Raw genomic sequence first — 21630 nt, 5'->3', positions numbered from 1 at the left:
CCGGGCGGCGCGGGCTCGGATCGTCCTCCGGGGCGGCCGCGGCTCGGCGGCCGGCCGGGCGAGCTTTCGCCCCGTCCCCCACCGCGCGTGCGTTCGCCTGGCGGTGCACGGCTCCGGAGTCCCGCGAAGCGTGCAGACGCGCGCGAGCGGAGCCGCGCGGTGCCGCTCGTGCCCCGCCCTGTTCACCGGTTGGGAAATCCGTTTCTCCCTCCGCTCGCCGAGCTCGCGGCCGGCGCGTCGCCGGGGGGGAGGCGCGCGCTGGCAAGACCGTTGCTATCTCGTTTCGGTGGGTCCGGGGTGCCGGGCGCGGGGTCCTGAAGGCGGACGGGGAGGCGGGGCGTGAGAGCGGTGGCGGTGGGACTTCTGATCGAGGAACAGCGGGGCGAGATCGCGTCGGCTTGGCGGGGGACGGTCGAGCACGAGCTCGGCGGAGAGCCGGCGATCGGGTTCGCGGTGGGGCCGCTGCTGCGGGAGATGGCGCTCGCCCTCCGGGGCGACGCCCCGCCGTCCCGCGCGCGCTCCATGGAGGACGGGCTGCAGCGCTGCGCAGTGCTCGTCCGCTCGGGCGCCCAGGGGGCGCGCGTCGCGCGGGAGTTCAAGCTCCTGCACCGCGCCGTCTGGGACACGCTCCGCGCCTCGGGGCGAATCATCGCGGCGGACGAGCGCCGCGCGGTCGACGAGTGGCTCGACGAGGCGCTCGCGGCGTCGCTCGAGCGCCTGGATCGCGTCCGCGCGCGGGTCGAGCTCCTGGAGCGCGCGCCGTCGGCCAGCCCGGTGGCCCGGCCGGCGCCCGCCCTCCAGCGGCCTCCGCCGCTGCCCTCGGCGCGCGCGCGGCAGGCCGCGCGGCCTCCGCCGCTGCCGGCGTTCCCCGCCGCGCCCCACGGCGGTGAGTAGCAGCCGAGGTCGGGGCAGAGCCTGATCGGGCGGTTCCCGCCGCCCACCCTCGCGCCGCGCGGCTCACGCCGTGCGGCGCGAGCCGTTTTGGCCGTCCGTGCGTCGCCGGCACGCGGCCGCGCGTGACCGCCGCGCGCCCATCCCGCCGCGCCTATCCCCAAATTGGCCACAGCCTGGGCGCCGCCCGTACGACGGGCGTGCGAGCAGGGCGTAGCCCACGCCCGCGCCGGGGCGCCGAGCCGGCGCGGATCTTCCAGTAACCCCAGCCCCGATCGCGAGCAGGCGAGCTCGCTGTACGAATCGGCTCACCCTGGCGCCGGGCGTCGGATGGCGTGGGTGCGCGGCCGAGCTTCACCCTCTCCACGGCACCTCTGCTCACCGGGGGGCGAGAAATTCGCTCGCTTGGGCCTCCGTTCCTCGTTCGCAAACCCGAACGGGAAAGGAGCCCCACCCGATGACTTCCCGCCGAGCCGTCCTCTTCGCCGCCGCCCTCTCGATCGCCCCGATGTTCGCCTCCGCGGCGGACGTGTGGGTGGCCCCTGCGACGGAGAAGATCCGGCCCGACGCAAAGCCGCGCCCGAGCACCGAGGCGCGCATCGCGGCGGCCCGCAACGAGTTCGAGGCATTCCAGGTGGTGGTGACCGGTCCGGCGCGCGGCGTGTCCGCGAGCGCCACGAGCCTCCAGGGGCCCGGCACCGTCGACGACGTGAAGCTCTACCGCGAGGACGCGATCGACGTGCAGACGCCGTCTGCCCTCGACGGCGGCACCGGCCGGTGGCCGGACGCGCTCGTGCCCGACGTCGACGACGTCGTGGGCGAGAAGCGCAACGCGTTCCCCTTCGACGTCGCCGAGGGCGAGAGCCGGGCGATCTGGGTCGAGGTGCGGGTACCGCGCGACGCGAAGCCCGGCAGCTACTTCGGGAAGGTGACGGTGACCTCCGACGCCGGCGAGGCGCAGATCCCCGTGATGCTCACGGCCTGGGACTTCGAGCTGCCGTCGACGGCGTCGCTCAAGACGCACTTCGGCCTGTCGTACGGCCTCATCCCCGGCGGCCACGGCGTGTCGCCCGAGGACGACGCCGCCATCCGCGCGCGCTACGCCGCGCTCGGCCTCGACCACCGCATCTCGCTCTCGGGCGTCGCCGACGACGGCCACCACGGCGACTTCGACCACTTCGACCAGTACTACGCGGCGCTCGTGGACGGCACGGCGCAGACGCGCCTCCCCGGCGCGAAGCTCACGACCGTGAAGTACGTCGGCAACCAGACCTCCGTCGACGAGCACCGCCGCTGGGCGGAGCACTTCCGCGCGAAGGGCTGGATGGATCGCCTCTTCGACTACACCTGCGACGAGCCGCCCCTCACCTGCAGCTGGGACGACATCCCCACCCGCACGCAGGCCGTCCATGACGCCGACCCCGAGTTCAAGACGCTCGTGACGACGCAGATCTGGGACTCCGACGCGCACGGCGTGTCGAGCGACATCGACATCATGGTGCCGGTCATCAACTGGATGGACGACAAGCCGACCGGCGAGCACCCCGGCGACAACCGCTCCAAGTACGACGGCTTCCTCGCGCAGTCGAAGGCCAAGGAGCTCTGGCTCTACCAGAGCTGCATGAGCCACGGCTGCGGCGGCACGGTGAACATGGGCAGCCCGTCGGAGTGGGACGAGTACACCACCGGCTGGCCCTCCTACATGATCGACGCGTCCGCCGTGCGGAACCGCGCCATGGAGTGGATCTCCTTCCTCGAGGGCGCGACCGGCGAGCTGTACTGGGAGACGGCGTTCGCGTTCACCCACGACGCGTGGTCGAACCAGTGGGACTTCTCCGGCAACGGCGACGGGACGCTCTTCTACCCCGGCCGGCCCGATCGGATCGGCGGCTCGACCCAGATCCCCGTCGCCTCGATCCGGCTCAAGATGATCCGCGAGGGCATGGAGGACTACGAGTACCTGAAGCTCCTCGCCGACGCGGGCCAGGGCGACGCCGCGCGCAAGATCGCGCGCGACCTCTTCCCCTCCGCCTCGCAGACCGAGGTCGACCCGCAGCGGGTGATGGCGGCGCGCGAGGCGCTCGCGATGCAGATCCTCGCGGTGCAGGGGAAGAAGCTCGCCTCGGTGGGGGGCGTGCCGGGCATGCCGAGCTTCCCGCTCGTGCAGGGCGGCGGCTGCGGCTCCTCGGGCGGGTTCGGCGCGGGCGCGCTCCTCTCGCTGCCTTCGCTCGTGGCCTGGGCACGGCGGCGCCGCCGGGGCAGGTAGTACCCACCGTCACGTGTGCGCAGAGGGGCGCGGCCGGTCCGTCCGGCCGCGCCCTTTCCTTTCCGTCACAGTCCGGCGGTCGTAGAATCCGGCGCGCGTGCGCGCGTTCGGAAAGTACCGGCTCGTCGAGCCGCTCGCCTCCGGCGGCATGGCGGACGTGTGGCGCGCGGAGGTCACCCTCGCGGCCGGCGTGGTGAAGGAGGTCGCGCTGAAGCTCGTGCGCGGCGAGCACGAGGCCGAGGGCGCCTTCGTCCGCATGTTCATCGAGGAGGCGCGGCTCGCCTCGCGCCTCGGCCACGCGAACGTCGTCCAGGTCTTCGAGTTCGACCAGATCGACGGCCGGTACTACATCGCGATGGAGCTCGTGCGCGGGCACCACCTCGGCCGCGTCGTGGAGCGGGCGCGCGAGCGCGGCGTCCGGCTCGGGCTCCCGCGCGCGGTCCACGTCGCCGCCGAGGTCGCGAAGGGGCTCGCCTACGCCCACCGCCTCGGGGACGGCGGCCGCCCGCTCGGCCTCGTCCACCGCGACGTCTCCCCGCACAACGTGCTCGTGTCGTTCGAGGGCGAGGTGAAGCTCGCGGACTTCGGCATCGCCCGCGCGATGGGCCGGGCGGGGCTCACCGCGCCGGGAACGCTCAAGGGCAAGCTCGCGTACATGGCGCCGGAGCAGGCGCGCGGCGAGCCCGTGGACGCGAGGGCGGACGTGTTCGCGCTCGGGGTCGTGCTGTGGGAGCTCTGCGCGGGTCGCCGGCTCTTCGCGCGCGACTCCGAGGCGGCGACCTTCGGCGCGGTGCTCGGCGAGGCGGTCGTCTCCCCGCCGTCGGCGTGGAACGAGGAGGTGCCGCCCGAGCTCGACGCCGTCGTCCTGGGCGCCCTCGAGCGCGACGTGGAGCGGCGGACGGCGTCGGCGGAGGGGCTGGCGGAGTCGCTCGCCCGCGTGCTCCTGCGGATCACGCGCTCGCCCGCGGACGTGGATCTGCGCGCGCTCATGCAGGCGCTCTGGCCGGAGGGGCCCGCCCCCGCGCCCGCGCCGGAGCGCACGCGCGTGAGGCCGGTGCCCGTCGCGGCGGAGCCGGTGGGTGGGGCGACCCGGGTGTCCGCTCCGCCGGCGGCGACCCTCGAGGCCGAGGCGAGCGCCCGCCCGGTCCCGAGCGGCGAGCTGCGGGAGGAGTCCGCCACCCGCACCGCCGCGCCGTCGGCTCGCCGTCGCACGCCCCGGCGCGCGCTCGTCCTCGCCCTGGTCGCGGTCGCCCTCGCGCTCGCTGCCGGCCTCGCCCTGCGGCGGGGAGCGAGGCGCGAGGCCGTGGCGCTGCAGCCGGTTCGCGCGGCGGCCTCGGACCCCGCGCGCGGCGCGGGCGCTGCCGCGGCCCTTCCGCCCGGAGACGCCGCTCGCGCCTCGCTGGCGCCCGCGTCCCTCACCCACCCGTCGCCCTCGGACCGGTCCTCCGGGCTGCCGTCTCCTTCCGGCGTGAACGAGCCGCACGAGGCGAGCGTCGCGTCAGACGCGCCCCCGCCCGCGGAGCCGACCGGGCCTCGCGCGGCGCCCGCGGCGGAGCCACCGGGCGGGCGCGGGCTGCAGCTCTCGCCGCTCCCCGCGATCGAGGCGCTGCGGATCGCGCCGAGCCTCAACGGCCTCGCCCTCCCCGCGGCGTCGTCGGGGCTGGGCGTGCTCGGCGTGAACGCGGTGCCGTGGGGGACGGTCCACGTGAACGGCGCGCGCCTCGGCGAGACGCCGCTCGACGTTCGCCTGCCGGCGGGCCGCTACCGGGTCCGCGTGGACCATCCCAAGGGCGCGGACGTGCGAGTGGTCACGATCACGCCCGGCCGACGAACGGTCGTGCTCGCGCGGCCTGGCGCGCGCTGAGCCCGGCGGCGCTGCCGCCGCGATCGCCCCGGCCCCCGGTCGATCCGAGCCCGCCTTTGATCGCCGCTCCGTTCCTCGACGGACGGCGACCGTCCCCGCTCACCGCGCACCCCGGGTGGATCGCCCGCCTCCGGTCGCAGTGACGCGCGGTCGCTGCCACCGCTGACCCTGCGACAAGACGCCCTCCCTCAGGGACCACCGGTCTCGGTTGACCCTCTGCCACTCAGTGGAGTACCTTCCAAATCAAGTTTCCAAAAGAAGATTTTCGATCCATGAACCCAGCCGAGTACCTCCGCACCGAAGAGATCGCCCGCGTCGAGCGCGAGCGTGCGGGTGGAATCACGAGCGGCGAGGTGGTGCGCCTCTTCGAGTCGAAGGGCGCTCGGCTCTCCGCCTCGACGTTCCGGAAGTACGTGCAGATGGGGCTCTTGCCCCGGAGCCGGCGCGTCGGCCGGAAGGGCAAGCACACCGGGTCGACCGGGCTCTACCCGGTCTCGGTCGTGCGGCGGATCGCGCTCATCAAGCGGATGATGGCGGAGGGCTACACGGTCGAGGACATCCGCGGGAGCTTCGTCACGGTTCGCAACCAGCTCGAGGACGTCGAGAAGGGGCTCAACGAGCTCGTGGCGCAGCTGTCGCAGAAGGCGCGGGCGCACCCGCGCCGCAAGCAGTTCGAGGAGGAGCTCTCCCGCGCGGAGCGCGAGGCGCGCAGCGCGCTCGGGAGGCTCGAGAAGGTGGGAGGCGCGGTCGCGACCGTCCCGGCGGAGGCCGCCGGGGCGTGACGATCGTGGGCGCCGGCCCGGCGCCTGGTGGACGGTGCGGCGCTCAGGCCGCGGTGGACGGTGGAGAGGGAGGGCAGGGGATGAGCGAGGCGAAGCGGAGCGAGCCGCAGATCCAGGCCGGCGACGAGGCGCGCGAGGACGGGGAGGAGCTGCTGGTGGGCCCGGTGGGCGGCGCGCCGGAGGACGGCGACCTCGACCTCGAAGGCGACATCGACGACAAGCGCGGCCGCCGGCGGTCGAAGACGATGTCGCGCAAGGAGATCGCGCGCGAGCTCCGGCGCCAGCGCGCCTTCGGGATCGTCGATCCCGAGCTCGAGGCGACGGTGCGGGAGATCGAGGCGAGCCGGCCACGCTCGCGGGCGGAGTGCGCGAACGGTCCGCGCCCCTGCATGTTCATCGCCTGCAAGCACCACCTCTACCTGGACGTGAACCCCGCCACCGGGTCGATCAAGCTGAACTTCCCGGATCGCGAGGTCTGGGAGCTCGACGAGACGTGCGCGCTCGACGTCGCGGACCGCGGCGGGATCACGCTCGAGGAGGTCGGGTCGATCATGAACCTGACCCGCGAGCGCATCCGTCAGGTCGAGACGCGGGGGCTCGCCAAGCTGCGGACCATCGCCGAGGACGAGCCGCGCTCGCCCGGCGGCTGCGGGGCGGACGATCTCCTGGATTGATTCGCGGGTCGGCCAGCCGCCGGCGGGCAGCAGCGGCGGCGGGCGGGCGGCGGGGGTGCGGCGCGCGGCCCCGCCGCTCACCCGTTGAATCCTCCGGCGGCGCGGGCTACAAGGGCACCCCTTCCCGGAGGTGTTCAAAATGGTCCGCCGCGCTCTCGTCTCCGTCTCCGACAAGACGGGCCTCGTCCCGTTCGCGAAGCGCCTCGCCGCGCTCGGGGTCGAGATCCTCTCCACCGGCGGCACGCAGCGCGCGCTCGCAGACGCGGGCATCCCGGTGGTCCCGGTGGGCGACTACACGCAGGCCCCCGAGATCCTGGGCGGCCGCGTGAAGACGCTCCACCCGCGGGTGCACGGCGGGATCCTCTATCGCCGCGGGCTCGCCTCGGACGAGGCGGACGTGAAGGCGCGGGACATCCCGCCCATCGACCTCGTCGTCGTGAACCTCTACCCGTTCCGCGAGGCGGTCGCGGCGGGGAAGCCGTTCTGGGAGTGCGTCGAGGAGATCGACATCGGCGGGCCGACCATGGTCCGCAGCGCGGCGAAGAACGCGGCGCACGTGGGCGTCGTCGTGGACCCCGCGGACTACGAGCGCGTCGCGGCCGAGCTCGAGGCCTCGCGCGACCTCTCCGGCCAGACGCGCTTCGATCTCATGAAGAAGGCGTTCGCGCACACCGCCGCGTACGACGCCGCGATCTCCGAGTACCTCACTGCGCGCGAGACGCCGGAGGCGCCGCCGGCGCACTTCCCCGCGACGCTCGGCGCCGTCTACACGAAGGCCCAGGATCTCCGCTACGGCGAGAACCCGCACCAGGCGGGCGCGTTCTACCGCGCCGGCCGGGAGCCGGACGAGCCGACGGTCTCGTTCGCGAAGGTGCTGCAGGGCAAGGAGCTCAGCTACAACAACCTGCTCGATCTCGAGGCCTCGCTCGCCGCCCTCAAGGAGCACGACGAGGTCGCCTGCGTCGTCATCAAGCACAACACGCCGTGCGGCGTGTCGCTCGGCGCGACGCCCGCCGAGGCGTTCGCCCGCGCGCGCGAGTGCGATCCCGTCTCCGCGTTCGGCGGCATCGTCGCGCTCAACCGCCCGGTGGACGCCGCGGCCGCCAAGGAGCTCACGGACCTGTTCCTCGAGTGCGTCATCGCGCCGGGCTACGACGCCGCGGCGCGCGCCGCGCTCGCCGCGAAGAAGAACCTGCGGCTGCTCGAGGCGCCGCGCCTCGCCGCGCCGCGCGCGAGCTGGACCCGCCGCCCGGAGGAGCTCCGCGAGCTCCGCTCGATCCCGGGCGGCCTGCTCGTGATGGACCGCGATCTGGGCGCGATCCGCCGCGAGGACTGCAAGGTGATGACGAAGCGCGCGCCGACCGACGCGGAGTGGCAGGATCTGCTCTTCGCGTGGAAGGTCGTGAAGCACGTGAAGTCGAACGCGATCGTGTTCGCGCGGGAGCGCCGGACGGTCGGGATCGGCGGTGGGCAGACGAGCCGGGTCGAGTCGGTGAAGACCGCGCGCATGAAGGCGCAGCTCCAGCTCGCCGGCTCGGCGGTCGGCTCGGACGCGTTCTTCCCGTTCAAGGACGGGGTCGAGGAGATCATCAAGGCCGGCGCGACCGCGATCATCCAGCCGGGCGGCTCGATCCGCGACGCCGAGGTGATCGAGGCGGCGGACGCCGCCGGGGTGGCGATGGTCGCCACGGGGATGCGGCACTTCCGGCACTGAGGGCGCTCCCCGCGCGGGCTCGTCCCTGCTGCGGCCAGGGCTGGCGCGGCGCTCGCGGCACTCCTGCGATGTGACGCTGCGGCACGTTCCTGCGATGTGACGCTGCGGCACGTTCCTGCGGGTGACGGCGAGGGCGGGGGCGCGGCCGGGCCTCGCGCTCGCACGCCTCCTGGCGAGGCGGGCCGGCGCATCGGGAAAGGCCCTCCCGGGGGGCTTTCCGGTCTGGAGGGAGGCCGCCGAGCCGGGGTGGAGGAGGGCTCGCCGACCCCCGCCGTGGCCCGATGGGACGTGATATAAGCCCGGGTCTCCATGCGCGTACTCGTCGTCGGATCGGGCGGGCGCGAGCACGCCCTCGCCTGGAAGATCTCCCGGAGCCGCCTCGTCCGCGAGCTGTTCGCCGCCCCCGGCAACCCCGGCATCGCCGAGGTGGCGACGCTCGTGGCGCTCGAGGCGACCGACGTCGAGGGCATCGCGCACTGGTCGCGCGAGAACCAGATCGACCTCGTCGTGATCGGCCCGGAGGCGCCGCTCGTCGCCGGCCTCGCCGACCGCATCGCGCGCGAGGGCATCCCGGTGTTCGGCCCGAGCGCGGCCGCCGCGGAGATCGAGGGCTCGAAGGCGTTCGCGAAGGAGATCATGGAGGCGGCCGGGATCCCGACCGCCGGCCACGGCACGTTCACCGCGCTCGAGCCCGCGCTCGCCTTCGCCCGCGCGCGCGGTGGGCGGGTGGTCGTGAAGGCGGACGGGCTCGCCGCCGGCAAGGGCGTCGTGGTGTGCGGCGAGCTCCCCGAGGCGGAGGAGGCCCTCCGCGCGATGCTCGTCCAGAAGGTCCACGGCGGCGCCGGCGCGCGCGTCGTGGTCGAGGACCGGCTCGAGGGGCCCGAGGCGAGCTGCATCGCCTTCACGGACGGTGAGCGGGTGCGCATGCTCGCCGCGGCGCAGGACCACAAGCGCATCTTCGACGGCGACCGCGGCCCGAACACGGGCGGCATGGGCGCGTTCTCGCCGACGCCCACGGTGACGCCGGAGGTGGCGGCGATGGTCGAGCGGGACGTGCTCCTGCCCGCCGTCCGCGAGCTCGCCCGCCGGGGCCGCCCGTTCCGCGGCGCGCTCTACGCGGGCCTCATGCTCACGCCCGACGGCCCGCGGGTCCTGGAGTTCAACGCGCGGCTCGGCGACCCGGAGACGCAGCCCATCCTGCTGCGCATGACGAGCGACGTCGTCCCCGCGCTCCTCGGCGCGGCGGAGGGAGACCTGTCGAACGTGACGCTCGAGTTCGACCGCCGGGCGGCAGTCGGCGTGGTGCTCGCCGCGGAGCACTACCCGGCGAAGCCCGCCGCGGGGGATCCCATCGACGGCCTCGCCGGCCCGTTCGAGGAGGGCGTGCAGGTGTTCCACGCCGGGACGGCGCGCGCCCGGGATGGACGGATCGTCACCGCCGGCGGCCGCGTGCTCACGGTGTGCGCGCTCGGCGATGACCTCGACGACGCCGCGCGCCGCGCTTATGAGGCGGCGGCCAGGATCCGCTTCCGCGGCATGCAGCTGCGCAGGGACATCGGCAAGAGGGCGTGATGGAGCCGAAGGTACTCATCCTCATGGGGTCCGACTCCGACTGGGAGGTCATGGCCGAGGCGAAGAAGGCGCTCGACGAGCTGGGCATCCCGGCGGAGGTCCACGTCTCCTCCGCGCACCGCACGCCGGAGCGCACGGGCAAGCTCGCGCGCGAGGCCGCCGGCCGCGGCATCCAGGTCCTCGTCTGCGGCGCCGGCTCCGCCGCGCACCTCGCCGGCGTCTGCGCCGCGGAGACCGAGCTCCCCGTCCTCGGCGTGCCGCTCGCGGCGAGCGATCTGAAGGGGCTCGACGCGCTGCTCTCGACCGCGCAGATGCCCGCGGGCGTGCCCGTCGGCACGCTCGCCATCGGCAAGGCGGGGGCGCGGAACGCCGGGCTCCTCGCGGCGCGCATCGTCGCGCGCACGGACGCGGAGGTCGCCGAGCGCGTCCGGGCGCAGCGCCGCAAGATGGCCGAAGAGGTCCTCGCGAAGGACGCCGCCCTCCAGGCGAAGCTCGCGCCGCCGAAGGGCTAGCCGGTTGCGGCTCCTCCACCGGTACCTCGCCAAGGAGATCCTGCTCCCCTTCGCGGCGGGCCTCCTGTTCCTCACCCAGATTTTGCTCGCGACGCAGCTCCTCGCGCAGGCCGACGTGCTCTTCGGCTCGGGCGTGTCGCTCGTGGACGTGGGCGCGGTGATCGTCTTCCTCCTGCCGTATTTCCTCGGGTACGTCCTGCCGATCGCGTTCCTGCTCGGCGCCGTGCTCGGGGTGGGGCGGCTCGCCGAGGACCGCGAGGTGGTGGCGCTCGGCGCGGCGGGGTTCTCGCCGGCGTTCCTCGTGCCCGTCCCGCTCGCGCTCGGCGTCGCCGTCGCGGGCGTGGGGCTCTGGCTGTCGCTCGAGGCGGTGCCGGCGAGCCTCGACGCGGCCCGCACGCGGCTCAACGAGATCGTGAAGCACAACGTCATGAACGACGTCCGCCCGGGCACGTTCTACGACCAGATCCCGGGGTACACGCTCTACGCGCAGCGGGTCCACGGGGGGCGCTGGGAGAACGTCCTCATCAGCGACCGCTCCGATCCCTCCGCGCCGGTGCTGGCGCTCGCCCACGGCGGCCGGCTCGAGCCGGTCGGCGCGGGGGAGGAGATGCGGCTCGTCCTGGACGACGGCGAGGTCCACCGCGAGCAGGTGGACTCGGACGAGTACGTGCTCGCCACCTTCCGGCGGGCCGAGGTCGTCCTCGGGCTCGGGACCGCGCTCTCGGATCGCAACGCCGTGTCCCGCACCGGCCGCGAGGGCGTGGCCGAGCTGCGCGCGCGCGCCGCGGAGGCGCGCGCCAAGGGAGACGTCGTCGGCGCGCGGCGCGCGGAGGGGACGCTGCACCGGCGGATCGCCTCGGCCCTGGCGGTGATCCCGTTCGCGCTGCTCGCCGTCCCGCTCGGCGCCTCCCGGCGGGCGGGCCGCGCGTTCGGGGTGGGGTCGACCTTCCTCGTGGTGGTCGCCCACTACCTGCTCCTGCGCGCCGGCGAGGTGATGGCGCAGCGCGGCGCGCTCCCGGCCGCGCTCGCGCTCGAGCTGCCGACCCTGGTCCTGTCCGCCCTCGCGCTCGCGCTCATCGCGATCCAGGTCCACCGCGGCACGGGGGCGGTGCGGTGATCCTGTTCCGGTACGTCGCGCGCCGGACGCTCGCCGCGTTCCTGGGCGCGCTCGCGGGCGTCGTCGCGATCTTCCTGGCGGTCGACTTCGTCGACAACGCCGCCGCGTTCACCGGGCCGGGCTGGGTCGGGGCGGTGCTCGAGCTCTACGTGTACAAGGCCGCCGTGGTCGTGCGGCAGGTCGCGCCGGCGGCGATGATCCTGGGCGCGGCCATCGCGGTCTCGACGTTCCGCCGGACCCGCGAGTACACCGCAATGCGCGCGGTGGGGCTCGGACCGTGGCGGCTCGCCGTGCCCGTCATCGCGGTGACGATCCTCTCCGGCGGAGCGCTCCTCGTCGTCCACGACCTGTGGGGCGTGGAGGCCGCGGAGCGCGCCGAGGAGATCCAGGCGCTCCGCTTCGGGCGGGGCGGCGACCGGCGCCGCTTCGAGGCGGCGCGCGAGCCGAAGCGCTGGTTCCGCGGCAAGGACGGACGGCGGGTGTACCACCTCCGCGGGACGCTGCCCGACGGCGGGTTCGCCCGCGTGACGGTGATGGAGGTCTCGGACGCCTTCCGGCTGGTGCGCCGGATCGACGCCGACAAGATGCGGCCCGAGGGGGGCGGCTGGCTGCTCGAGGACGTCGAGGACCGGACGTTCCAGCCGGACGGGAGCGTGCGGCTCGACCGGGCCGCCTCGCGCCGGTACGAGTTCCCCGAGCCGCCCGACGCCTTCGCGGTGGTCCCCGGGCGGCCCACGCAGATGCGCTGGAAGACGCTGCTCTCCCAGATCGCGATCCGCCGCCGGCTGGGCCTGCCGGTCGCCGAGTTCCAGCTCGAGCGCTACAACCGGCTCGCGTACCCGTTCGCCGGCGCGCCCGGCGCGATGCTCGCGCTCGCGCTCGCGCTGCGCCGCAACCGCAAGGGCCACATCGCGGCGGCGCTCGTCGAGTCGGTCGGGGTGTCGCTCCTGTTCTGGGGAGCGCAGGGCGTCACCTGGGCGATGGGGCTCTCGGGGCACGTCGCGCCGTGGCTCGCGGCCTGGGCGCCGAACGTCGTGTTCCTCGTGGTGGGCGCGGTCGCGGTGCGGCGGGCGCGGTGACCCGAGGGGCGACGCCAGGAGGCGCTCCGGACGGTTGTGTATTAGTGTTGGGCGGCATGCGTGCTGGGGAGGCGGTCGTCGGCCCGAGCGATGAGGCTCGGCATGGGGGGCTTGCGCGCTCCCTGCTCGCGCGCGCCGCCATCGCCGGCGTGACCGTCCACGCGGCGTTCCTCCCCATCTCCATCGCGGGCATGCAGATCGGGCTCGCCGTCGCCGCGGTCGCCGTGGCCGGGCTGTGGGTGCTCGGCGATCGGCCCCCCGTCGCGCGCGTCGCCGTCCCCGTGCTGGTGCTCGCCGCGAGCGCGGCCGGGTCGGTCGCGCTCGCATGGTCGGCGGGCCTGCCGCCGGGCTCGCCCTCCGCCGCGTTCCACTGGCGCTACCTGCTCGCGCCGCTCGTGGTCGCCCTCGCGCTCGAGGCGGGGGCCGGCGACGATCCCGAGGCGCCTCGGCGGCGGGCGCTCCTCGTGCTCTCCGTGTGGAGCGCCGCCGCCCTCGTGCCAGCCCTCTTCGCCTGGGTCCAGGTGCGCACGGGGATCGACCCGATGCACGCGCTGGGGCTCCGCGGCACGTCCCTGCCTCCGGCGTACCGCCAGGTGTTCGCCCCGGGCGCGCCGGAGCGCTTCGCGGTCGTGGGGTTCTTCAGCTGGTACACGCGGCTCGCCCACGCGCTCACGCCGGTCGCGGTGCTCGCCGGGACGCTCGCGGCGCGGGCGCCGCTTCCCCGGAGGGCTCGCGCGTTCCTCGCCTTCGCCGCGGTCGCCTCGGGCGCCGCGGTGTTCCTGACGGGCGCGCGCTCCGCGTGGGCCGGGCTCGCCGTCGCCGCCGCGATCGTCGCGGCTGCTGCCATGACGCGCCGGACTCGCCGGATCGCGCTCGCGACCGCGGCCGCCGGGGCGCTCGCCGTGAGCCCGCTCCTGCCCGCCGCCTGGCACTGGCTGGAGGAGACCCGCGCGACGGGGGGCGGCAACGGGCGCGAGACGATCTGGGCCGTGTGCGCGGACGTCATCCGGGACCACCCGCTCACCGGGGTGGGCTACGGCGCGCTGCCGCGCTGGTCGGCGCCCTACTGGGAGCGTCGCGATCCGCAGTTCGGCGTGCAGGCCTGGTGTCACGACGCGCTCCTCTCGGCCGTCGCCGAGGGCGGGCCGCTGCTCGGCGGCGCCGTCGTGGCCTGGTTCGCGCTCCTCGCCGTGGCGTTCGCGCGGTGGCGCCGCGGCGCGGACGCGCTCGGCCGGGCCGGCGCCGTGGGCGGGCTCGCGGTGATCGCGGCGCTGCTCGTGAACTCCGCCGTGCACGACGTGTTCTGGACGTCCGAGCCGGCGCTCGCGTTCGGCTGCGCGATCGGGATCGCGGCGGTGCTCGCGCGGCCGCGGCCGGGCGCGTCGAACGGCAAGGCAGGGGAATCGCAGGCATGATGGCGCTCGTGGGATCGGTCCAGGCGGTGCTCCGCTACCGGGAGCTGCTCGCGCTGCTCGTCGCGCGCGACCTCAAGGTCCGCTACAAGCGCAGCACCCTGGGGATGCTGTGGACGCTCCTCAACCCGCTCCTGCAGATGGTCGTCTACACGCTCGTGTTCTCGACCATCATGCGGATCGGCATCGAGGGGTACCCGGTGTTCCTCCTCGCCGGCCTCCTGCCCTGGACGCTCATCTCGGTCGGCTCGGTCTCCGCGTCGATGTCGCTCCTCGGCAACCAGAGCCTCATCCGCAAGGTGGCGGTCCCGCAGGCGGTCTACCCGCTCGCCGCGGTCGGCTCGAAGCTCACGGACGCGGTCCTCTCGCTGCCCGCCCTGGCGATCCTGGCGATCGCGCTCGGCCGCCCGCCCGGCGTGTCCTGGCTCTTCGTCCCGCTCGCGTTCCTGCTCGCGGCAGCGTTCACGACGGGGCTCGCGCTGCTCTTCAGCTCGCTCTCGGTGTTCTTCCGCGACGTCCGGCACCTCATCGACGTGCTCTTCCAGATCTGGTTCTACGTGACGCCGGTCATCTACCCGGTGTCGTTCCTCGAGAACCTCCACCCCGCGCTGCGCATGGCCCTGGCGCTCAACCCGGCCGCGCCCATCGTGCGGATGTTCCAGGTGACCATCTACGAGGGGCGGATCCCGCCCGCCGGGCTCGTCGGGCTCGCGACGCTCGCGGCCGCGGTCTCGCTCCTCGCGGGCGGCGCCTTCTTCGTGCGGTCCGAGGACCGCCACATCCACAACTTCTGAACATGCCCGGATCCCTCACCTTCGAGAACGTCGGCATGCGCTTCCGGATGTACCGGGAGCGGGTGACCACGCTGAAGGAGGCGGTCCTCGGCCGCTTCCGGCACCTGCGCACCGCCGACGAGTTCTGGGCGCTCCGCGGCGTCTCGTTCCACGTCGGCCCCGGCGAGTCGGTCGGACTCGTCGGCCACAACGGCTCCGGCAAGAGCACGCTCCTCAAGATCGCGGCGGGCGTCCTCCGCGCCTCCGAGGGGCGGGTGCAGGTCGAGGGGCGCGTCTCGCCCATGATCGAGCTCGCGGCAGGCTTCGATCCGGAGCTCACCGGCCGCGACAACATCTTCCTGAACGGCGCGCTCATGGGACACACGCGCAAGGAGATGGAGCGGAAGTTCGACCGCATCGTCGAGTTCAGCGAGCTCGGCGAGTTCATCGACATGCCGGTGAAGAACTACAGCTCCGGTATGTACGCCCGGCTCGGGTTCGCCATCGCGGTGGACGTCGAGCCGGAGATCCTGATCATCGACGAGGTGCTCGCGGTGGGCGACGAGCGCTTCCAGGCCAAGTGCATGGACCGCATCCGCGAGCTCAAGGGATCCGGGTGCACCATCTTCTACGTCTCGCACGCGATGGAGACGGTCGCGGAGCTCTGCGAGCGGGTGATCGTGCTGCACCATGGCCGCGTCGAGTTCGACGGCGCGCCGGCGCCCGCCATCGCGCGCTACCGGGAGCTCCAGGGGTTCGTCCCGCACGCGACGACGCGGGCGGGGTGAGGGCGCGATGGGCGTCGGTCTCCGCCGCGCCGTCCGCGCCGCGATCTCGCTCGGCGGTCCGGAGGCCGTGTACGCCGCGAAGAAGGGCGCCATCGCGCTCCGCGCGCGCCTGCCCGCGCCGCTGCTGCGTGCGCGCCACGCCGCCGCCCTCGCCGCGCTCGACGCCCGGATCGCGGAGGCGCGCGGGGTGGTGGTGTACCTCCCGACGATCAACTGGGGATACCTCCACCAGCGCCCGCACCAGCTCCTGCGCGAGCTCGGCCGCCGCGGCTACGTCGGCGTGTTCTGCACCTGCAACCCCGCGGCGGACGCGGTCGAGGGGCTGCGCGAGGTCGAGCCGAACGTCTTCCTCTGCGCGGATCCGCGGCTCGTCGCGCACCTCGCGCGGCCGATCCTGTGGCTCAACTGGACCGTGAACGAGGCGTGGTTGCGCGCGTTCCGCGAGCCGCGCGTCGTGTACGAGTACATCGACGAGCTCGAGGTCTTCAGCATGCACTGCCGGCGCATGCACGCGGACCACGACGCGCTGGTGCGCAGGGCCGACGTGGTCGTCGCGAGCGCCGACCGGCTCCACGCGGCCATCCGCGCAGCGCGACCGGACGCGGTGCTCGCGCCGAACGGCGTGCACGCTCCGGACTTCCGCGGGAGGGAGGGCGAGGCGCCCCCCGAGGACCTCGCGCGGATCGTCGCCCTGGGTCGCCCGATCGTCGGTTACTACGGCGCGCTCGCCCGCTGGCTCGACTTCGAGCTGCTGAACCGCGTGACGCAGGACGGCGCGGAGCTGAGCTTCGTCGTCATCGGCCCGGATCACGACGGCTCCGCGGCACGCATCGCATCGCGCCCGAACGTGCACGTGCTCGGCGAGCGCCCGTACGGCGAGCTCGCCCGCTACTCGCGGCGCTTCGACGTCGCGATCATCCCGTTCGAGGTGAGCGAGGTGACGCGCTCCACCTCGCCCGTGAAGCTGTTCGAGTACATGGCCGCCGGCGCTCCGATCGTCACGACGCCGATGGACGAGTGCCGCAAGTACCGGTCCGTCACCACCGCCGCGACGCCCGCGGAGTTCCTCTCCGCGGTGCGGGCGGCCGTCGGCAGGCGGGGAGACGCCGCGTATCAGGCGCTCCTCTCCCGCGAGGTGCAGCAGAACACCTGGGGAGAGCGCGTGGATCGGGTGCTCGCCGCGCTCGACGCGGGAGCCACGGCGCCGGCGGAGAGGAGGCGCGCATGACGGGGCCAGCGGTGAATTCGCCGGACTACTGGGAGGCGCGGTTCGCGAGCGGAGACTGGGGGGCGCGCGGCGGGCCGGCGCAGTCCCGCTTCTTCGCGGAGCTGGCGCTCTCGCTCGTGCCCCCGGCGGTGGCGGACGACCTCCGCGCGCGCCGGGCGAGCGTGTGCGACTGGGGCTGCGGGGAGGGCGAGGGCGCCGCCGCGCTCGCGGCCGCGTGGGGGACGCCCGTCACCGGCCTCGACGTCTCGCCCGCGGCGGTGGAGCGCGCGAGCGGGCGGCACGCCGGGGTCTCCTTCGCCGTGTCGCGCGCGGGTCTCGATCGGGAGTACGACGTGCTCTTCACGTCGAACACGCTCGAGCACTTCGCCGCGCCGTGGGGCGTGCTCGCGTCGCTCCTGCCCAGGGTGGGCCGCTACGTCCTCCTGCTCGTGCCGTTCGAGGAGCGGGAGCGGATCGAGGAGCACGCCTACACGTTCGAGCTCGAGAGCTTCCCCCTGGAGGTCGGCGGCTTCGAGCTCGTCGATCTCCGCGTCGCGCACTGCGCGGGGGTCGAAGGGTCGTGGTGGGCGGGCGATCAGGCGCTCGCGACCTACGCCCGGCGGGGCGCCGAGGGGATACCGCTGAGGCTCGAGCCCGCGCTCGCGGCGGGCGTGGCGCGGGCGGCGGCCCTCGCGGAAGCCCGCCACGCGCTGACGCAGGAGCGTGACGCGCTCCGCGCCGAGCGCGATGCGCTCGCTGCCGAGGGCGAAGGCGCGCGCGCCCGGCTCGCGTCGCTGCGCGCGGAGGCCGCCCATTGCGCGCAGCGCCTCGAGGCCGATCGGGCGCGCCGCTCGTACGTGCTCGCGCGTGCCGTGGCGACCTTGCGGGAGCACCCCGTCACGGCCGCGGTCGCCGCGTGGGACGGGACCACGGGCCGGGTCGAGGCGGCGCACGCGCGGCTGCGCGGGTGGGATTCCCTCGCGGACGGGGCGGCGTCGCTCCGCGCCGCGGTGGCGGCATCGCAGGAGTGAGCCGCGCGCCGGGCTCAGGCCCGGCGCGTCCCGGTCTTCCGCAGCCAGCGGTACGCGTCGACGTAGGCGCCCGCGTAGGCGTCGGCCATGGCGCGGACGTGGAAGGGCCCCATGACCTTCTCGCGGCCGCGCGCGCCGCGGGCACGCCACGCGTCCGGGTGGAGCGCCACCTCGCGCATCGCCGCGGCGAGCACCTCGACGTACTCCTCCGGGGGACGCTCCCCGAGCGCGACGAGCTGCTCGAGCGTCAGCTCCGACAGCCGCTCGTAGGGGCACGGGATCACGATCCCGATGTCGCCTTCGTGGATCACCTCCCGCGCCGAACCCACGTCGGAGACGACCAGCGGGAGCCCGAAGTACATGGCCTCCATGACCGCGATGCTCCACCCCTCCACGAGCGACGGGAGCACGAAGCAGTCGGCGGCGCGGATGAGGCCCGCGATCGCGTCGCGGCTGCCCCAGGGCAGGATGCGCACCCGGTCCGAGAGCCCGCCGGCGCGGACGGCCTCGTCGACCTCGCGGGCGTAGCGCGCGTCCAGCGGATTGCCGACGAGCACGAGCCGCGCGCGCGGCACATCGACGGAGACCCTCGCGAGCGCCTCGACGGTGGTCCGCTGGAGCTTGTTGGGCGTGAAGGACCCCACCTGCAGGAACACGAAGTCGCCCTCGGAAAGGCCGAGCTCCTCGCGTGAGCCCCGGGACGCGCCCTCGAGCGCGCGCGGGTCGAGCCCGTTCGGCACGATCCGCACGCGCCGCGGATCCACCCCGAAGGTCGCCTCGAAGAAGCGCCCCACCTGCGGCGACACGGCGAGGTGGAGATCCACGTCGCGCAGGCGCTCGGCACGAGCGCTCCGCGCCTGCGGGTCCAGCCACACGTAGCTCGAGTGCACGGTGTACACGGTCGAGAGACCCAGGCCGCGATAACCGGTCAGCCCGGCGACGCTGTGGTGCAGGTTCACCACCTGGAGCTGACGCTCCTGCGCCGCCGCGATCAGCCGTCCCTCGACGCCGCCCGTGACCACCACGTCCACGCCGTCCTTCTGCAGCGCCCGGCCGGTGAGGCCGCACTCCGTCGCGTGCACGAGGACGGTCGGACGGACACGCGAGCGATCGAGGTTGCGGACGAGGTCGGAGACGATCTGCTCGAGGCCGCCGCGGTCCATCCCGTCGACCTGGAAGCCGACGCGCAGCGGCTCGCGCACGGGGAGGACCCGCGCCGGCGGCTGGCGAGGCGCGCGCGCGCAGCGCTTCTCGAAGAGGCGCAGCTGCGCGATGCGGCGGGCGAGCTCCGGCTCGCGCCGGGGATCGAGGAGGAACACGCCGCCGGGCAGCTCGCGATCGAGGTGCGCCGCGACCAGGGGGTCGGCGGCGAAGAGCAGCTCGGCGCGCCTCGCCGCGGCCTCGTCCACCTGGTCGAGCGGGAGGTCGACCACGCACACCCGCAGCGCGTCGTCGGAGTCCTCGCGCTCGCGCACGGCGGGATCGCCTGCGCGCGACAGGGCGTACGCGACGACGTCCGGCGTCGCCCCCGCCGCCACGCTCCGCGCGCCCGGGATCTCGACGCCCAGCTGGAGCCAGGCGGGGCTCGAGGCCAGCGCGGCCAGCCGCTCGCCGTGCCGGTCGAGCAGGCGGTGCACGCTCTCCGCGATGCGAAGCTCGCGGGCGCGCGCGTTCAGCGTGTTCTCGTGGACGCGGTACCGGTAGAGGACCTCCTCCACGTGGCCGATCCCGAACAGCGCGTGGATCCGCAGCCAGTAGTCGTAGTCCTCGCCGCCGAACGTGTCCTCGGCGTAGGCGCCCACCACGCGGGCCGCGTCGCGCCGGTAGAGGAAGCTCGCACCGATGAAGTTGTCGCCGCTCCGGTGGAGGTTCTCCACCGTGACCTCGCGCGGCAGGCGCATCCGGCTGCGGTCGTGCGGGTCCTGGTTCTGCGGCCGGAAGAGCGGATCGTCGAGCGGGCGGCCGCGATCGTCGATGGCCTGGTAATCGGAGAAGACCATCGCCTGCTCCGGATGCGCGCGGAGGTACCCCACGAGCACCTCGAGCTGGCGCGGGAGCATCACGTTGTCCGCCGAGGTCCAGGTGTAGAACTCGCCGGTGGCGAAGTCGAACCCGTTGTTGAGGGCGGACGGGAGCTTCTGGTTCGGCTGGGTCACGACGACGACGCGCGGGTCGTCCGCGAAGCGCTCGAGGATGGGCTCGACGCCGTCGGTCGACCCGTCGTTGACCACGATGAGCTCGAGATCGCGGTACGTCTGGGCGAGGACGCTCTCGATGGACTCCGCGAGCATCGACGCCTGGTTGTAGACGGGGAGCACCACGCTCACCCGTCCGCGGCGCCCCAGGGTGAGCCCGACGACCTGTCCCCCGCCGTCCGGCAGGAGCGAGCGCGCCGCCGCCCCGACCGCTCGCATCCCGCCGAGGCGGGCCTTCGCCTTCCGGGCCAGGCCGTGCGCCACCCGCAGCGGCCAGAACCCGTCCCGGACGCGGTAGTAGACCCGCGCCGCGCGCCAGGCCGTGCTGGTCCGGATCCCCTCGAGCTCCGCCTCCGTGCGGCGAAGCCGCTCCCCGGTGCGCTCCAGGTCCTCGCGGAGCCGGGAGGTGCGGGCGCGCTCGCGGGCGAGCGCGAGCCGAGCCTCGGCGAGCTCCTTCTCGATGCCGCCGGGGTCCATGGCCGAGGCCTGCTCGGCGTCGTGCGACACGCTCTGCTCCTCGCGACGGCCTGGTGGCGGGGGGGAGGTCACGGTCGAGCTCATGCTGCGGGCACTTTGCCACGAGTGCCCGATCCCTTGGGACCCTTGATAGGGAGGACGTCGGGGCGGCGTCGCTCGGCGCCCGTGCACCTGCTCCGCGGGCAAGTCACCGCCGCCCCGTCACCCTCCGGTACACCTCCAGCGTCAGCCGCGCCGTGTCCTCCCAGCGGAACCGCCGCGCGCGCCCGCGCGCGGCCGCGGCGCGCAGCCGCGAGCCCTCGCGGTCGTCGAGGGCCGTCCGGATCGCCGCGGCGAAGGCCTCGGGGTCGGACGGGGCGGCGTAGCGCACCGTCTCGCCGCCGACCTCGCGGAGCGCGGGGATGTCGCTCGCGACCGCGGGCGTCCCGGCCGCCATCGCCTCCGCGAGGGGCAACCCGAACCCCTCCCGCACCGAGGGCATGACGAAGCAGGCGGCGCCCGCGTACAGCGCGGGCAGCTCGTCGTCCGGGACCGTCCCCGCGAGCTGCACGTGCGGGGCGAGATCGCCGAGCGGCAGCGACTGGGTGAGCCCGCGCCGCCCCGCGATGACGAGGCGCAGGTCGCGCCCCTCGCGGCGCAGGAGCCGGAGCACGTCGAGCAGGACCGGCAGGTTCTTGCGCGGCTCGAGGGTGCCGACCGCGAGCAGGTAGGGCGCGCGGGGGCCTTCCGGCGCGCGCGCCTCGAAGAAGACCGGGTCGACGCCGTTCGGCGTGACGTGCACGCGCTCGCGCGGGACCCCCGTCGCGCGCACGAGCTCCTCCCGCGCCGCCTCCGACGGCGTGAACACCGCGGCGGCGCGCGCGAGCGCCTGCGGGTACAGCGGCCGCGCGTACCAGCGCTGCTCGGCGGGCAGGGCGTCGGGCTCGAGCCACGGCGTCGCGTCGTGGACGGTGACGGCGGAGCGCCCGCGCCAGAGGAGCGGGGTGGGGGAGCCTGGCGAGTGGAGCAGGTCCACGCGCGCGCCGGCGGCGGCGAGCGGGAGCCACGCCTGGTCGAGCGCGACGCGCGTGCGGAGCGGCGCGGCGCGCTGCTCGACCTCGAGCTCGGCGATGCTCGGCGGCGGGTCCGGCCGGGTGAAGAGGACGAGCTCTCCCGGCGCCAGCGCCGCGAGCGCGCGGGCGAGGCCGATCGCGTGGCGCTCGGGGCCGGCGAGGCGGTCGGGGCGGAGCCAGGTGAAGTCGATGCCTACGCGCACGGGCGCTCGCTCGCGGATCGC

The 21630-nt window shown here is 74.7% G+C and carries 17 protein-coding genes; 15 read left to right on the top strand and 2 right to left on the bottom strand.

Features of this window, described 5'->3' with window-relative positions:
- Nucleotides 1-354 precede the first annotated feature (354 nt).
- The 15 genes from MLV88_RS15830 (at nt 355) to MLV88_RS15760 (ending at nt 17682) form a co-directional block, all read left to right on the top strand.
- Entirely contained in the window at nt 355-894 is a 540-nt protein-coding gene (locus MLV88_RS15830; RefSeq protein WP_242337543.1) for a hypothetical protein, read from the top strand.
- A gap of 454 nt (nt 895-1348) precedes the next feature.
- Complete coding sequence (locus tag MLV88_RS15825) at nt 1349-3157, top strand: DUF4091 domain-containing protein (protein ID WP_242337542.1); 1809 nt, start codon at nt 1349-1351, stop codon at nt 3155-3157.
- A gap of 97 nt (nt 3158-3254) precedes the next feature.
- Nucleotides 3255-5021, top strand: a complete 1767-nt coding sequence (locus tag MLV88_RS24645; RefSeq protein ID WP_242337540.1) for a protein kinase domain-containing protein — start codon at nt 3255-3257, stop codon at nt 5019-5021.
- Nucleotides 5022-5293: 272 nt separating this feature from the next.
- Nucleotides 5294-5803, top strand: a complete 510-nt coding sequence (locus MLV88_RS15815) for a MerR family transcriptional regulator (protein ID WP_242337538.1) — start codon at nt 5294-5296, stop codon at nt 5801-5803.
- A gap of 80 nt (nt 5804-5883) precedes the next feature.
- Nucleotides 5884-6477 (top strand): sigma factor-like helix-turn-helix DNA-binding protein, encoded by a 594-nt coding sequence (locus MLV88_RS15810; RefSeq protein WP_242337536.1) that lies wholly within the window; start codon nt 5884-5886, stop codon nt 6475-6477.
- A gap of 139 nt (nt 6478-6616) precedes the next feature.
- Complete coding sequence (purH, locus tag MLV88_RS15805) at nt 6617-8191, top strand: bifunctional phosphoribosylaminoimidazolecarboxamide formyltransferase/IMP cyclohydrolase (RefSeq protein WP_242337534.1); 1575 nt, start codon at nt 6617-6619, stop codon at nt 8189-8191.
- 309 nt (nt 8192-8500) lie between these two features.
- A complete protein-coding gene (gene purD / locus MLV88_RS15800) occupies nt 8501-9763 on the top strand; it encodes a phosphoribosylamine--glycine ligase (protein ID WP_242337532.1) in 1263 nt (420 codons plus the stop codon).
- Nucleotides 9760-10275 (top strand): 5-(carboxyamino)imidazole ribonucleotide mutase, encoded by a 516-nt coding sequence (purE, locus tag MLV88_RS15795; RefSeq protein ID WP_242337530.1) that lies wholly within the window; start codon nt 9760-9762, stop codon nt 10273-10275. Before purD ends, purE begins: the two co-directional genes overlap by 4 nt.
- Nucleotides 10276-10279: 4 nt before the next feature.
- A complete protein-coding gene (locus MLV88_RS15790; protein ID WP_242337527.1) occupies nt 10280-11392 on the top strand; it encodes an LptF/LptG family permease in 1113 nt (370 codons plus the stop codon).
- Nucleotides 11389-12471, top strand: coding sequence for an LptF/LptG family permease (locus MLV88_RS15785; RefSeq protein WP_242337525.1), 1083 nt, complete (start codon nt 11389-11391; stop codon nt 12469-12471). The genes MLV88_RS15790 and MLV88_RS15785 overlap by 4 nt, the downstream gene beginning before the upstream one ends.
- A 149-nt stretch (nt 12472-12620) precedes the next feature.
- On the top strand, nt 12621-13886 hold the full coding sequence (locus tag MLV88_RS15780; protein ID WP_243337943.1) for an O-antigen ligase family protein: 1266 nt from the start codon (nt 12621-12623) through the stop codon (nt 13884-13886).
- On the top strand, nt 13883-14677 hold the full coding sequence (locus tag MLV88_RS15775) for an ABC transporter permease (RefSeq protein ID WP_242337521.1): 795 nt from the start codon (nt 13883-13885) through the stop codon (nt 14675-14677). The genes MLV88_RS15780 and MLV88_RS15775 overlap by 4 nt, the downstream gene beginning before the upstream one ends.
- A gap of 2 nt (nt 14678-14679) precedes the next feature.
- Nucleotides 14680-15444: an ABC transporter ATP-binding protein gene (locus tag MLV88_RS15770; RefSeq protein WP_243337940.1), complete on the top strand. Its 765-nt coding sequence runs from the start codon at nt 14680-14682 to the stop codon at nt 15442-15444.
- A gap of 7 nt (nt 15445-15451) precedes the next feature.
- Nucleotides 15452-16672, top strand: coding sequence for a glycosyltransferase (locus tag MLV88_RS15765; RefSeq protein ID WP_242337517.1), 1221 nt, complete (start codon nt 15452-15454; stop codon nt 16670-16672).
- A complete protein-coding gene (locus MLV88_RS15760) occupies nt 16669-17682 on the top strand; it encodes a methyltransferase domain-containing protein (protein ID WP_243337938.1) in 1014 nt (337 codons plus the stop codon). Before MLV88_RS15765 ends, MLV88_RS15760 begins: the two co-directional genes overlap by 4 nt.
- A gap of 14 nt (nt 17683-17696) precedes the next feature.
- On the opposite strand, the gene MLV88_RS15755 is transcribed toward MLV88_RS15760, so the two are convergent.
- On the bottom strand, nt 17697-20384 hold the full coding sequence (locus MLV88_RS15755) for a glycosyltransferase (RefSeq protein ID WP_243337936.1): 2688 nt from the start codon (nt 20382-20384) through the stop codon (nt 17697-17699).
- A 157-nt stretch (nt 20385-20541) separates the two neighbouring features.
- Nucleotides 20542-21609 carry a glycosyltransferase family 4 protein gene (locus MLV88_RS15750; protein WP_242337512.1) on the bottom strand — a complete coding sequence of 356 codons (1068 nt, stop codon included), beginning with the start codon at nt 21607-21609 and terminating at the stop codon, nt 20542-20544.
- Nucleotides 21610-21630: the final 21 nt, after the last annotated feature.

This window comes from Anaeromyxobacter soli (genome assembly GCF_022808855.1).
Taxonomy (GTDB): Bacteria; Myxococcota; Myxococcia; order Myxococcales; family Anaeromyxobacteraceae; genus Anaeromyxobacter; species Anaeromyxobacter soli.
Note: the sequence above shows the minus strand (reverse complement) of the source record. Positions and strands in the feature narration are given on the sequence as shown.

Bases quoted from the DNA above. Each gene is read 5' to 3' on its own strand.
- MLV88_RS15815 (WP_242337538.1), top strand. From the start codon at position 5,294: ATGAACCCAGCCGAGTACCTCCGCACCGAAGAGATCGCCCGCGTCGAG.
- MLV88_RS15825 (WP_242337542.1), top strand. From the start codon at position 1,349: ATGACTTCCCGCCGAGCCGTCCTCTTCGCCGCCGCCCTCTCGATCGCC.
- MLV88_RS15810 (WP_242337536.1), top strand. From the start codon at position 5,884: ATGAGCGAGGCGAAGCGGAGCGAGCCGCAGATCCAGGCCGGCGACGAG.
- MLV88_RS15760 (WP_243337938.1), top strand. From the start codon at position 16,669: ATGACGGGGCCAGCGGTGAATTCGCCGGACTACTGGGAGGCGCGGTTC.
- MLV88_RS15775 (WP_242337521.1), top strand. From the start codon at position 13,883: ATGATGGCGCTCGTGGGATCGGTCCAGGCGGTGCTCCGCTACCGGGAG.
- purH (WP_242337534.1), top strand. From the start codon at position 6,617: ATGGTCCGCCGCGCTCTCGTCTCCGTCTCCGACAAGACGGGCCTCGTC.
- MLV88_RS15765 (WP_242337517.1), top strand. From the start codon at position 15,452: ATGGGCGTCGGTCTCCGCCGCGCCGTCCGCGCCGCGATCTCGCTCGGC.
- purD (WP_242337532.1), top strand. From the start codon at position 8,501: ATGCGCGTACTCGTCGTCGGATCGGGCGGGCGCGAGCACGCCCTCGCC.
- MLV88_RS15770 (WP_243337940.1), top strand. From the start codon at position 14,680: ATGCCCGGATCCCTCACCTTCGAGAACGTCGGCATGCGCTTCCGGATG.